Origin of the sequence: Corynebacterium aquilae DSM 44791 (genome assembly GCF_001941445.1) — a bacterium.
GTDB classification, from domain to species: Bacteria; Actinomycetota; Actinomycetes; order Mycobacteriales; family Mycobacteriaceae; genus Corynebacterium; species Corynebacterium aquilae.
On record NZ_CP009245.1, the window covers coordinates 1,364,381 to 1,377,875 of the forward strand.

Genomic DNA, 13,495 nt, shown 5'->3' on the forward strand with positions numbered 1-13,495 from the left:
GTGTTTTTGCCTCTAACGGCAGGGTCATCCGAATGGGGGAGGGGTAGCTTCCGAACTAGCCTGCATATTTTGCGTGCGAGGGAATATTACGCTAAGGTGTTGGGTGAAAGGCGCCCCCGGGGAAGCTGCATTCGCAGCTTGACATCCGGAAACCGCGCGAAGCGCCCGCCGCTGGTGCGGGGGTAAAACCCAGCGTCAGACCAATCGGCTCGTTTTGCTACTATCAAACAGCCTAAAAACTCACTGCTGGCTAACGCTAGCCAGCACATTTGAGAAAAAAACTCTTCACCGCACAGGCGGTGAAGTGACCTTCCATTGCACAGGAGAAACCACACACCATGACCGCACGCGTCGTTCTCGCATACTCCGGTGGTCTCGACACCTCTGTCGCGATCCCTTACCTCGCCAAGATGACCGGTGGCGAAGTGATCGCCGTCTCCCTCGACCTGGGCCAAGGCGGCGAAGACATGGAGAGCGTGCGTCAGCGCGCACTGGACTGCGGTGCGGTGGAGTCCATCGTCATCGACGCCAAGGACGAATTCGCCAACGAGTACTGCCTGCCGACCATCAAGGCCAACGGCATGTACATGAAGCAGTACCCGCTGGTCTCCGCCATCTCCCGCCCGCTGATCGTGAAGCACCTCGTGGAGGCAGCCAAGGAATTCGGCGGCACCCACGTCTCCCACGGCTGCACCGGCAAGGGTAACGACCAGGTCCGCTTCGAAGTGGGCTTCATGGACACCCACCCCGACCTGGAGATCATCGCTCCGGCCCGCGACTACGCCTGGACCCGTGACAAGGCCATCGCCTTCGCCGAAGAAATCAACCTCCCGATCGAGCAGTCCAAGAAGTCCCCGTTCTCCATCGACCAGAACGTGTGGGGCCGCGCCGTGGAAACCGGATTCCTCGAAGATCTGTGGAACCCGCCGACCAAGGACCTCTACGCCTACACCGAGGATCCGGCACTGGGCAACGCCCCCGATGAGCTGATCATCTCCTTCGAATCCGGCAAGCCGGTCGCTATCGACGGTCGCCCCGTCACCGTGCTCGAAGCCATCGAAGAACTCAACCGCCGTGGCGGCGCCCAGGGCGTCGGCCGACTCGACATGGTCGAAGACCGCCTGGTTGGCATCAAGTCCCGCGAAGTTTACGAAGCCCCCGGCGCGATGGTGCTCATCGCCGCCCACCAGGCCCTCGAAGACGTCACCATGGAGCGCGAACTCGCCCGCTACAAGCGCCTGATCGACGCCCGCTGGTCCGAGGAAGTCTACGACGGCCTGTGGTTTGCCCCGCTGAAGCGCTCCCTGGACGCCTTCATCGAGTCCACCCAGGAAAACGTCACCGGCGACATTCGCCTGGTGCTGCACGCCGGCCGCATCACCGTCAACGGTCGCCGCAGCGACAAGTCCCTCTACGACTTCAACCTGGCGACCTACGACACCGGCGACACCTTCGACCAGACCCTGGCCAAGGGCTTCGTCCAGCTGCACGGCCTATCCTCCAAGATCGCCTGCAAACGCGACCGCGAAGCCTAAAAACTTTCCGCCTCACGCGAGCAGCACTGTGCCCCATCGCCGCCACAACACCTGCCGGACGATGGGGCACACCCCTATCTGTGGCGCAAAGCCCGCCCACTGACCAACTAGAGTGGCAGTAGCACATTGCCCAAAATACGTCGACGATCAAGGAACACCACACACCCCATGACTGAGCACAACCAACACCACGGAACCAACGAAGGCGCACTGTGGGGCGGACGCTTCTCCGGAGGCCCCAGCGAGGCAATGTTCGCGCTGAGCGTATCCACCCACTTCGACTGGGTGCTAGCCCCCTACGACGTGCTGGCATCCCAGGCACACGCCAAGGTGCTCAACAAGGCGGGGCTGCTCAGCGACGAGGATCTAGCCACCATGATCGACGGGCTGAAGCAGCTGGGGGAGCAGGTTCGCACCGGACAATTCCAGCCGCTGCCCAGCGACGAGGACGTGCACGGTGCCATGGAGCGCGGCCTGATCGACATCGTCGGCCCCACCGTCGGCGGACGCCTGCGGGCGGGACGCTCCCGCAACGATCAGGTGGCAACCCTATTCCGCATGTGGGTACGTGACGCTATCCGCGCGCTTGCCGTCGATACCACCGACCTGGTCGACGCGCTCGTGGCACAGGCAGCGGCCCACCCGGATGCCATCATGCCGGGCAAAACCCACTCCCAAGCCGCCCAGCCGGTGCTGCTTGCACACCAGCTCCTGGCCCACGCCCAGCCGCTGCTGCGCGACATCCAGCGCCTCCAAGACCTCGATAAGCGACTCGCGGTCAGCCCCTACGGTTCTGGCGCGTTGGCGGGCTCATCTTTGGCGCTCGACCCGGAGGCCATCGCCGCTGAACTCGGGTTCGATTCCGCCGCCGACAACTCCATCGACGGCACCTCTAGCCGCGATTTCGCCTCCGAGACCGCCTTCGTGCTCGCACAGATCGCCGTCGACATGTCCCGACTGGCCGAAGAAATCATCTACTGGTGCACCCCCGAATACGGCTACGTCACCCTTGATGATCGCTGGTCCACCGGCTCCTCGATCATGCCGCAGAAGAAAAACCCCGACGTCGCCGAACTCACCCGCGGCAAGACCGGCCGCCTCATCGGCAACCTCGCCGGCTTGCTGGCCACCTTGAAAGCACAGCCCCTGGCCTACAACCGCGACCTGCAGGAAGACAAGGAACCGATCGTGGATTCCGTCAACCAGCTCACCTTGCTGTTGCCCGCCATGACTGGGCTGGTATCCACCCTCGTCTTCCACGAGGAGCGCATGCGGGAACTCGCACCGGCTGGATTCACCCTGGCCACCGACCTTGCAGAATGGATGGTGCGAGAAGGCGTGCCCTTCCGCGAGGCACACGAAGCCTCGGGCGCATGCGTGCGCCTGGCAGAAGCCCAAGGCAAAACCCTCAACGATCTCACGGACGAGGAACTGGCCGGCGTGGACCCGCGCCTCACCCCCGCAGTGCGCGAGGTACTCACCATCGAAGGTGCAGTCGCATCCCGCGCTACCCGCGGCGGCACTGCCGGCGTGCGGGTGGCAGAACAACGCCAACGTGTCGCTGAAGCCAGCGCCCTAGCACGCGCCTGGGCCACCACCCCGGTGCGGGGCTAACGATGAAAGAAACCCGGCTCCCCACGTGGGGAGCCGGGTTTTTCACTGCGCAGAGCGGAAATTAGCCAGCAAAAGCCGCCTGCAAGCGGCGAATACCCTCTTGCATCACATCCTGGTCTTTACAAAACGCGAAACGCACCAAAGAGCGGAAACGATCAGCGTGCGCGCTTTTCGCGAACGCAGACACCGGGATGCCCACCACGCCCGCATCAAGCAAGGGGCCTAGACAAAACTCTCGGGCGTCCTCGAACCCCAACGGTGCGGTATCCGCCACCACGTAATATCCGCCCTCCGACGCGCATACCCCAAAGCCGCATTCCCGCAACGCCTGCGAAAGCGCATCACGATTCTTTTGCAGCTGCACCGCCAATTCGGCGGTCCACTCAGCTTCCTCATTCAAGGCCTTGGCCACCGCCGGCTGCAGGGGAGAAACCCCCACAAACGACAGATACTGCTTCGCGACCACAATGGCATCGATGAGTTCAGGCTGTGCGAGCGCCCAACCCGTCTTCCAGCCGGTCGCATTGAAACACTTTGCTGCCGACGACACCGTGATGGTGCGCTGACGCATACCCGGCAACATCGCAATCGGAGTATGAGTGCGCCCATCAAAAGGCAATTTCTCATACACCTCATCGGACAACACGAGCAGATCATGATCCACCGCGAGTCGCGAGATGATTGACAGATCACGATCATCGAACATGGTGCCGGTGGGATTGTGGGGAGTATTCATCACAATCATGCGCGTCTTGGAGCTTATAGCGTCACGCAACAAATCTTCATCGACCCGGAAGCGGCCCTCGTGAGGCTCTAAGGCCACCGGAACCATCACCGCATCAGCCAAGGCCACAGCCGCCTCATAGGAATCGAAGTACGGCTCCAGGACAATGACTTCTTGCCCCGGCTCCACCAGCGCCAAAATAGCCGCCGTGAGAGCCTCCGTGGCGCCCACCGTCACCAAAACCTCGGACTGCGGATCAAATTCTTGACCATAGGTGCGCTTCCGATCAGCCGCGATAGCCTCCCGCAACACCGGGAAACCGCGACCAGGGGCGTACTGATTGTTGCCCCCAGCGATTTGGCGCTGAGCCTCCTCCAACATGGACGCAGGGCCATCGGAATCAGGAAAACCCTGCCCCAAATTGATCGCCCCGCGCTCATTGGCGAGCGCAGTCATCGTCGCAAAAATCGTTTCATCAAAACCGGCCAGGCGGCGCACAAGCTGTGTCATGGATGAACAGTGTAGGAGGTTGCAAAAACCGCTCACACGTTGGGTAGGGACCAGCTAAGCCAGCAAGGACCCACCATCGACAGGAAGCACCACGCCAGTAACAAAAGACGCATCCGCCGAGAGCAACCACGACACGGCCGCTGCAACATCCTCCGGTTCGCCCAGACGTTTCATCGGAACCTTGTCCTGCTCAGCCTGGATCCGGTGTGCAGGCAAAGAAGCAAAAGCCGCCGTACGAATGGGGCCCGGGGCAACCGCATTGATACGAATGCCCGCGTGGGCATAGTCCAACGCAGCTGTTTGGGTCAGCCCCACCACGCCATGCTTGGCGGACACATACGGACTCAAATGAGGCGACGCCCGCAAACCCGCGATCGAGGCAATGTTCACAATGGCCCCTTCGCCGACGCTTGCAAAGTGCGCCAGCTGCGCCCGCATCCCATAAAAGGTTCCCCGCACCGTCACATCGATAGCGCGGTTAAAAGCCTCATCGGACATCTCATGCAAAACCGCAGGGGGAGTACCCAAGCCGGCATTGTTGACCGCCGCATCCAACCGTCCATACTCACTCAAAGCCTTCGCAACCAGCGCATCATTATCAGCAACACAACCAGCATCCACCCGAATAAAACACGCCATGCCACCAGCGGCCTGGATCTGCGAAACCGTCATCTCGCCAGCTTCCTCGCTGATATCGCTCACCACGACTGCATACCCCGCCGCAGCGAGAGTGTGCGCGGTGGCGCGTCCAATCCCGGAGCCAGCTCCGGTGATAACGGCGACCCGTTCCACACGAGCATCAACACCAGTACGGGTGCGTCCTTCTGCAGTGTGCTCCAGCAGGGGAGCAGTGCCTTGTGAGCGGTCTTCGGTTTTCACAGACATGAGTTCTCCAAAAGATCAATCAGGAGGCACAATGTTGCGTGCCTCACCATCGTGTATAGCCGAAAACGTCCCCAAGGCTCGCAGTTTTGAGGCAAGCTGTGGAAAACCCTGCCGCCCACCGATACGGCGCGATGGGCGCAGTAACAAAGAATCGGCCGAGCCCAGCGGGGTCGATCCCGGCACAGTATGACCACGCACCAAAACAGGCAGCGAAAACCATGCATATCCCCACCGTCACCACCTCATATGTCATCTACGACGACTCGCATGTCGAAAAACTCGCCAGGCTGCTCACCTATGGTTCGGTCATCATCTTTCTGCTCGGACTGGGGATCTTCATCTACCTCAGCAGGCGGGGCGTGCGCGGCATCCTCCGCGCACCAGTTCTCATCCTTGCGTTTCTCATCGGAATTGGGGGAATCACCGTCGCTGAGCTCTATCGCGTCGACGTAGCGCACATCGCGCAGTTGCGAGCCAAGGATGAACACCTGCACGACACGTTCAACCAGAGCGCAGGAGACAACGTCGCTGTCATCACCTTGCTCACTGGAAAACGTGAAGAAAAGCAGCAAGCAATTGACGACGCGATCGCAGAAACTGTCCGGCATGCCATCATCACGACGGCCCGCGAACAGGGCAAAATTGCCCAGATGTCAGAAGACCAAACCCCGGGAAAAGTCAACTATCGGCTGGAAAACACGACAGGTGACGCGCAAGAGTGTGAAACGAAGTATGTGTCCAACGACGAGCCCCCAACCCAGCTGGCGGTCGGACGCGAGGATGTAGGGCCAGAAGTGATCTACCAGATAAAAACCAAAACAGAGACCACCTGCCAAGAAAACTCACCCGCTCGATAGCCCGAAAACCCAAAGCGCTAAACTAAGCAGTTATGAGCATTGACCCGCGTCTCCTGGACGTTCTCGCGTGCCCCAAAGACAAGGGGCCCTTGAAGTACGACGAAGCACATCAGGTTCTCGTCAACGAGCGACTCGGCCTCGCCTATCGCATTGATGATGGCATCCCGGTTCTGCTCATCGATGAAGCTACCGACTGGCCAGCGAATTCTTAACGGGTAGCCCCACCACCACGACAACCCGACCCGCCACCCCGTGAGGTGGTTCGTGCGTCGGTTTACGACTAAGACCTTTGGGAAACAACATGAACATCATTGACGAACTGTCCTGGCGCGGACTTATTAACCAATCCACCGACCTTGACGCTTTGAAGGAAGCCACCGAAAAGCCGATCACCGTGTACTGCGGCTTCGACCCGACGGGTCCCTCCTTGCATGCTGGTCACCTAGTTCCCTTGCTGATGCTCCGACGCTTCCAGCAGGCTGGCCACCGCCCAATCACCGTCGCCGGCGGCGCGACTGGCATGATTGGTGATCCTCGCGACGTCGGCGAGCGATCGATGCTGTCGGAAGAAACCATCGCGGACAACGTCGCCCGCATCGAAAAGCAACTAGCCCGCTTTGTCGACTACAACACGGGCGACTCCAATGCTGCGATCCTTGAGAACAACGCCAAGTGGATTAGCGGGATGAATGTCGTCGAATTCCTCCGCGACATCGGCAAGCATTTCTCGTTGAACACCATGCTCAATCGCGAAACAGTAAAGCGACGCCTGGACAACGACGGTATTAGCTACACCGAGTTCTCTTACATGCTGTTGCAGTCCGCAGATTACGTGCACCTGAACAAGACATACGACTGTGTGCTGCAGATCGGCGGCGGCGATCAGTGGGGCAATATCGTCTCTGGTGTTGATCTGGTTCGCCGAATCAACTCGGCGTCGGTTCACGCGCTGACCGTGCCGCTGGTGACAGACAGTGAAGGCAACAAGTTCGGCAAATCCACCGGTGGTGGCAAGCTGTGGCTTGACCCTGAGATGACGAGCCCCTACGCCTGGTACCAGTACTTCGTTAACGCAGCAGACGCCGACGTCATCAAGTACTTGCGCTGGTTCACCTTCCTCACGCAGGAAGAACTCGCGGAGCTCGAGACTGAAGTTGCCGAGCGTCCTTTCGCTCGCGTGGCGCAAAAGCGTCTCGCGGAAGAGATGACCACCTTGGTGCACGGTGCTGAAGCCACCGCTGCTGTTCAACTTGCCTCCCAAGCCCTGTTCGGTAAAGCCGACTTGGCTGACTTGGACGAAGTCACCCTGCGCGGAGCGCTCCAAGAAGCGGGTATTACCGAAATCGCGGCTGGAGAACCCCGCACCGCGGTCGATCTCCTGGTTGCGTCTGGGCTGGTTGATTCCAAGGGTGCTGCACGTCGTGCCATCAAGGAAGGTGGCGCCTACGTCAACAACGAACGCATCAGCGATGAGAACTGGGAGCCGCAGGCTGAAGATCTCCTCCACGGCATGCTCGTGTTGCGTAAAGGCAAGAAGAACTTCGCTGGCATTCATGTCAACAACTAGGGCAGTGGGCTACTAGCCCAGACCGAGAAAACCCGATTGGTGAGTGGGCCTTCCTTAAGGAGGGACTCCCAATCGGGTTTTGCTTTTAGTGGGCGGCTCAAAGTCCAGAATGCAGTCACCAAAGCGAGGGTTAAAGCAAAAACCTGTGTTGTGCTGGTGTTTTGTGTTCTGGTGTGGGGGTGTGTAACTTTATCCGGGTCAGCGCGACAGGTTCTGTTGCTTCTGGGGTCATGAAAAGTGGCTTTGGGGGTTGGGATTGTGGTTGTGTTGGTGGCCGGATTTGCAAGCTGTTTGTGGTTTGTGTAGTCTCGGTGGGACCGCCATGGTGCGGCAACGAGTTGGTGAACGTTTGTTTACGTTTTTTGCTTGTTGTTGTGTGTGGTGGGCACGATGTTTGAGAACTCAATAGTGTACCAATGTACTTGTTTTTTACAGTTGGTCTTTTCATGTGTGTGCTGTCGGGGGCTGCTTGCCCCTTTAACACCACTGTTTTTGTGGTGACAGTTTTTTCATGTGAACGGATTGACAGGTTTTGTAGAAAATTTGTTGCCGGGCCCCGCTTATCCCCGTCGGGATGGGGTCTGGTTTTTGTTCATGTAATTTTTGGATTCAACAACATTAGAACATGATGCGCAGTTTTTGTGTGTTGTGTGCTGGTTGTTTGTTTTGTTCAGGTTTTGGACTCTTGCACTTTTAATAGTGGATTTTATGTCTGATTTTTTGTGGAGAGTTTGATCCTGGCTCAGGACGAACGCTGGCGGCGTGCTTAACACATGCAAGTCGAACGGAAAGGCCCAAGCTTGCTTGGGTACTCGAGTGGCGAACGGGTGAGTAACACGTGGGTGATCTACCCTGAACTCTGGGATAAGCCTGGGAAACTGGGTCTAATACCGGATAGGACCGCACTTTAGTGTGTGTGGTGGAAAGTTTTTTCGGTTCAGGATGAGCCCGCGGCCTATCAGCTTGTTGGTGGGGTAATGGCCTACCAAGGCGTCGACGGGTAGCCGGCCTGAGAGGGTGTACGGCCACATTGGGACTGAGACACGGCCCAGACTCCTACGGGAGGCAGCAGTGGGGAATATTGCACAATGGGCGCAAGCCTGATGCAGCGACGCCGCGTGAGGGATGACGGCCTTCGGGTTGTAAACCTCTTTCGCGAGGGACGAAGCTAGCTTGCTAGTGACTGTACCTTGATAAGAAGCACCGGCTAACTACGTGCCAGCAGCCGCGGTAATACGTAGGGTGCGAGCGTTGTCCGGAATTACTGGGCGTAAAGAGCTCGTAGGTGGTTTGTCGCGTCGTCTGTGAAATTCCGGGGCTTAACTCCGGGCGTGCAGGCGATACGGGCATAACTTGAGTGCTGTAGGGGAGACTGGAACTCCTGGTGTAGCGGTGAAATGCGCAGATATCAGGAAGAACACCGATGGCGAAGGCAGGTCTCTGGGCAGTAACTGACGCTGAGGAGCGAAAGCATGGGTAGCGAACAGGATTAGATACCCTGGTAGTCCATGCCGTAAACGGTGGGCGCTAGGTGTAGGGACCTTCCACGGTTTCTGTGCCGTAGCTAACGCATTAAGCGCCCCGCCTGGGGAGTACGGCCGCAAGGCTAAAACTCAAAGGAATTGACGGGGGCCCGCACAAGCGGCGGAGCATGTGGATTAATTCGATGCAACGCGAAGAACCTTACCTGGGCTTGACATATACAGGATCGCTGCAGAGATGTAGTTTCCCTTGTGGCTTGTATACAGGTGGTGCATGGTTGTCGTCAGCTCGTGTCGTGAGATGTTGGGTTAAGTCCCGCAACGAGCGCAACCCTTGTCTTATGTTGCCAGCACGTGATGGTGGGGACTCATGAGAGACTGCCGGGGTCAACTCGGAGGAAGGTGGGGATGACGTCAAATCATCATGCCCCTTATGTCCAGGGCTTCACACATGCTACAATGGTCGGTACAACGCGTCGCGAGCCTGTGAGGGTGAGCTAATCGCTGAAAGCCGGCCTCAGTTCGGATTGGGGTCTGCAACTCGACCCCATGAAGTCGGAGTCGCTAGTAATCGCAGATCAGCAACGCTGCGGTGAATACGTTCCCGGGCCTTGTACACACCGCCCGTCACGTCATGAAAGTTGGTAACACCCGAAGCCAGTGGCCCAACCCTTGTGGGGGGAGCTGTCGAAGGTGGGATCGGCGATTGGGACGAAGTCGTAACAAGGTAGCCGTACCGGAAGGTGCGGCTGGATCACCTCCTTTCTAAGGAGCATATTTTTTGCTGGTTGCACACCGGTTGCCATGCGTTTTTTGTGTGGTGGCTTGTTTGTTGTGTGTGACTGTTTGATTATTTTTTGACGTGGAAGCGCACGTTTATTCATGATAAAGACGCTGTAGAAAACCTTTGTTTGTATGTTGGTGCACTGTTGGGTGTCTCGGGCATTTGTGCTCGTGTGTGACGCCTTGCTGGTGGCTGTTGTGGTGCAACGAATGTGTTGTGCTGTGGTGGTTGTTGGTGGGGTGTGTGTTGTTTGTGAACTGTATAGTGGACGCGAGCATCAAACGATTGATGCGCATGGCCTAATGGTTGTGTGTGTTGGTTGTTTTGTATGTAATTTCTTATATTCTTTTTGTTTGCTACCAGCACGCACTGATTTTTTGTTGGTGTGTGTTGGTGATTGTCAAGTATCTAGTGACCATTTTTTGTGTTGTGTGTTGTAAGGGCACACGGTGGATGCCTTGGCACACTAAGCCGATGAAGGACGTGGAAGGCTGCGTTAAGCCTCGGGGAGTTGTCAATCAAGCGTTGATCCGAGGATGTCCGAATGGGGAAACCCGGCCGTCGTTATGGGCGGTCACCTGCATCTGAATACATAGGGTGTGTGGAGGTTACGCGGGGAAGTGAAACATCTCAGTACCCGTAGGAAGAGAAAACAATAGTGATTCCGTTAGTAGTGGCGAGCGAACGCGGATGTTGGCTAAACCATGTGCGTGTGATACCCGGCAGGGGTTGCGTGCGTGGGGTTGTGGGAGCAATGTTTCTAAGGTCTGCCGGTCTTAGCTTCTGTGTGCGCGTGTTAGTGGAAGTGGTGTGGAGACGCCTACCGGAGAGGGTGAGAGTCCCGTACATGAAAGCATGTCGCGATAGTTGTTGTTGTTTCCCGAGTAGCAGCGGGCCCGTGAAATCTGCTGTGAATCTGCCGGGACCACCCGGTAAGCCTGAATACTTAGTGTGACCGATAGCGGATTAGTACCGTGAGGGAATGGTGAAAAGTACCCCGGGAGGGGAGTGAAATAGTACCTGAAACCGTGTGCTTACAATCCGTCAGAGCCCTTTTGTGGGGTGATGGCGTGCCTTTTGAAGAATGAGCCTGCGAGTCAGCGGCATGTGGCGAGGTTAACACGTTGTGTGGTAGCCGTAGCGAAAGCGAATCCTAACGAGGGTGATTTTTTAGTTGCATGTCCTGGACCCGAAGCGGGGTGATCTACCCATGGCCAGTGTGAAGCAGAGGTAAGACTCTGTGGAGGCGCGAACCCACTTAGGTTGAAAACTGAGGGGATGAGTTGTGGGTAGGGGTGAAAGGCCAATCAAACTCCGTGATAGCTGGTTCTCCCCGAAATGCATTTAGGTGCAGCGTCGTGTGTTTCTTGCCGGAGGTAGAGCTACTGGATGGTTTAGCGGGACCAACATCTTAGCGACATCAGCCAAACTCCGAATGCCGGTAAGTGAGAGCACGGCAGTGAGACTGCGGGGGATAAGCTTCGTAGTCGAGAGGGAAACAGCCCAGATCGCCGGCTAAGGCCCCTAAGCGTGTACTAAGTGGAAAAGGATGTGGGATCGCGAAGACAACCAGGAGGTTGGCTTAGAAGCAGCCACCCTTGAAAGAGTGCGTAATAGCTCACTGGTCGAGTGGTTCTGCGCCGACAATGTAGTGGGGCTCAAGTACACCGCCGAAGCCGCGGCACTCCAACACTTGTTGGGGTGGGTAGGGGAGCGTCGTGCAGCGTGTGAAGTCGCCGGGTGACCGAGTGGTGGACGCTGTGCGAGTGAGAATGCAGGCATGAGTAGCGAATGATGAGTGAAAAACTCATCCGCCGGATGACCAAGGGTTCCTGGGTTAAGCTAATCTTCCCAGGGTGAGTCGGGACCTAAGGCGAGGCCGACAGGCGTAGTCGATGGACAACGGGTTGATATTCCCGTACCCGTGCACATGCGCCCATGGTGAATCATTGATACTAACCGCCCATAATCATGATGATGCTTTCTTTGATTGTGTTGTTGTGTGCGTGCGTGGGACCTGATGTGGTAGTAGCCAAGCGATGGTGTGACGCAGAAAGGTAGTTGAGCCACTTATTGGATTGTGGTGTAAGCGTGTAGCCCGCAGACTAGGTAAATCCGGTCCTGCATTGTGGGTGAGGCGTGATGCGTAGCCCTTTTGGGTGAAGTTGATGATCCTCTGCTGCCGAGAAAAGCATCTAGCGATGTGTGTGTATGGCCCGTACCCCAAACCGACACAGGTGGTCAGGTAGAGAATACTAAGGCGATCGGGTGAACTGTGGTTAAGGAACTCGGCAAAATGCCCCCGTAACTTCGGGAGAAGGGGGGCCACGGCGGGTGCCATCCTTTTTGCGGGATGGTTGCGTGTTGTGGCCGCAGAGAATAGAGGGAAGCGACTGTTTACTAAAAACACAGGTCCGTGCGAAGACGATAAGTCGATGTATACGGACTGACGCCTGCCCGGTGCTGGAAGGTTAAGAGGACCTGTTAGACCCTTTGGGGTCGAAGCGGAGAATTTAAGCCCCAGTAAACGGCGGTGGTAACTATAACCATCCTAAGGTAGCGAAATTCCTTGTCGGGTAAGTTCCGACCTGCACGAATGGCGTAACGACTTCCCTGCTGTCTCAACCACAGGCCCGGCGAAATTGCAGTACGAGTAAAGATGCTCGTTACGCGCGGCAGGACGAAAAGACCCCGGGACCTTCACTATAGCTTGGTATTGGTGTCTGCTACGGTTTGTGTAGGATAGGTGGGAGACTGTGATCGCATCACGCCAGTGGTGTGGGAGTCGTTGTTGAAATACCACTCTGATCGTAGTGGGCATCTAACCTCGGCCCATGATCTGGGTTAGGGACAGTGCCTGGTGGGTAGTTTAACTGGGGCGGTTGCCTCCCAAAGAGTAACGGAGGCGCCCAAAGGTTTCCTCAGCCTGGTTGGCAATCAGGTGTTGAGTGTAAGTGCACAAGGGAGCTTGACTGTGAGACTGACAGGTCGAGCAGGTACGAAAGTAGGGACTAGTGATCCGGCACCGGCTTGTGGAAGCGGTGTCGCTCAACGGATAAAAGGTACCCCGGGGATAACAGGCTGATCTTCCCCAAGAGTCCATATCGACGGGATGGTTTGGCACCTCGATGTCGGCTCGTCGCATCCTGGGGCTGGAGTAGGTCCCAAGGGTTGGGCTGTTCGCCCATTAAAGCGGCACGCGAGCTGGGTTTAGAACGTCGTGAGACAGTTCGGTCTCTATCCGCCGTGCGCGTTGAAACTTGAGAAAGGCTGTCCCTAGTACGAGAGGACCGGGACGGACGTACCTCTAGTGTGCCAGTTGTCACGCCAGTGGCATGGCTGGTTGGCTACGTACGGAAGGGATAACCGCTGAAAGCATCTAAGCGGGAAGCCCGTTTCAAGATAAGGTTTCGTTATTAGGTGCCCTAGAGACTATGGGGTTGATAGGCCAGATCTGGAAGCACAGTAATGTGTGGAGGTGACTGGTACTAATTCACCGAACACACCACACAAAACACCCTGATTGTTGGGTGTGTGG

At 57.2% G+C, this 13,495-nt stretch carries 7 protein-coding genes and 2 rRNA genes; 7 read left to right on the forward strand and 2 right to left on the reverse strand.

The window, feature by feature from the left end:
• Positions 1-338: 338 nt before the first annotated feature.
• Together CAQU_RS05775 and argH are read left to right on the forward strand one after the other, a co-directional pair.
• On the forward strand, positions 339-1,535 hold the full coding sequence (locus CAQU_RS05775; RefSeq protein WP_075726024.1) for an argininosuccinate synthase: 1,197 nt from the start codon (positions 339-341) through the stop codon (positions 1,533-1,535).
• 168 nt (positions 1,536-1,703) lie between these two features.
• Positions 1,704-3,149 (forward strand): argininosuccinate lyase, encoded by a 1,446-nt coding sequence (gene argH, locus CAQU_RS05780; protein WP_075726026.1) that lies wholly within the window; start codon positions 1,704-1,706, stop codon positions 3,147-3,149.
• Positions 3,150-3,210: 61 nt separating this feature from the next.
• On the opposite strand, the gene CAQU_RS05785 is transcribed toward argH, so the two are convergent.
• On the reverse strand, positions 3,211-4,383 hold the full coding sequence (locus CAQU_RS05785) for a pyridoxal phosphate-dependent aminotransferase (RefSeq protein ID WP_075726028.1): 1,173 nt from the start codon (positions 4,381-4,383) through the stop codon (positions 3,211-3,213).
• A 54-nt stretch (positions 4,384-4,437) separates the two neighbouring features.
• Positions 4,438-5,268: an SDR family NAD(P)-dependent oxidoreductase gene (locus tag CAQU_RS05790; RefSeq protein WP_084562830.1), complete on the reverse strand. Its 831-nt coding sequence runs from the start codon at positions 5,266-5,268 to the stop codon at positions 4,438-4,440.
• 98 nt (positions 5,269-5,366) lie between these two features.
• On the opposite strand from CAQU_RS05790, the gene CAQU_RS05795 reads away from it, so the two are divergent.
• The 5 genes from CAQU_RS05795 (at position 5,367) to CAQU_RS05815 (ending at position 13,469) form a co-directional block, all read left to right on the forward strand.
• Positions 5,367-6,125 carry a hypothetical protein gene (locus CAQU_RS05795; RefSeq protein ID WP_157108925.1) on the forward strand — a complete coding sequence of 253 codons (759 nt, stop codon included), beginning with the start codon at positions 5,367-5,369 and terminating at the stop codon, positions 6,123-6,125.
• A 32-nt stretch (positions 6,126-6,157) separates the two neighbouring features.
• Positions 6,158-6,337 carry a Trm112 family protein gene (locus CAQU_RS05800; RefSeq protein WP_075726034.1) on the forward strand — a complete coding sequence of 60 codons (180 nt, stop codon included), beginning with the start codon at positions 6,158-6,160 and terminating at the stop codon, positions 6,335-6,337.
• A gap of 89 nt (positions 6,338-6,426) precedes the next feature.
• Positions 6,427-7,692 carry a tyrosine--tRNA ligase gene (tyrS, locus tag CAQU_RS05805; protein ID WP_075726036.1) on the forward strand — a complete coding sequence of 422 codons (1,266 nt, stop codon included), beginning with the start codon at positions 6,427-6,429 and terminating at the stop codon, positions 7,690-7,692.
• A gap of 719 nt (positions 7,693-8,411) precedes the next feature.
• A 16S ribosomal RNA gene (locus CAQU_RS05810) occupies positions 8,412-9,938 on the forward strand.
• Positions 9,939-10,382: 444 nt separating this feature from the next.
• Positions 10,383-13,469, forward strand: a 23S ribosomal RNA gene (locus tag CAQU_RS05815).
• Together the 16S and 23S rRNA genes form the textbook arrangement of a ribosomal RNA operon.
• The last annotated feature ends 26 nt before the right edge of the window (positions 13,470-13,495 follow it).

Excerpts from the sequence above, each read along its gene's own strand:
- CAQU_RS05775 (WP_075726024.1), top strand. The coding sequence starts at position 339 with ATGACCGCACGCGTCGTTCTCGCATACTCCGGTGGTCTCGACACCTCT.
- tyrS (WP_075726036.1), top strand. The coding sequence starts at position 6,427 with ATGAACATCATTGACGAACTGTCCTGGCGCGGACTTATTAACCAATCC.
- CAQU_RS05800 (WP_075726034.1), top strand. The coding sequence starts at position 6,158 with ATGAGCATTGACCCGCGTCTCCTGGACGTTCTCGCGTGCCCCAAAGAC.
- argH (WP_075726026.1), top strand. The coding sequence starts at position 1,704 with ATGACTGAGCACAACCAACACCACGGAACCAACGAAGGCGCACTGTGG.
- CAQU_RS05790 (WP_084562830.1), bottom strand. The coding sequence starts at position 5,268 with ATGTCTGTGAAAACCGAAGACCGCTCACAAGGCACTGCTCCCCTGCTG.
- CAQU_RS05785 (WP_075726028.1), bottom strand. The coding sequence starts at position 4,383 with ATGACACAGCTTGTGCGCCGCCTGGCCGGTTTTGATGAAACGATTTTT.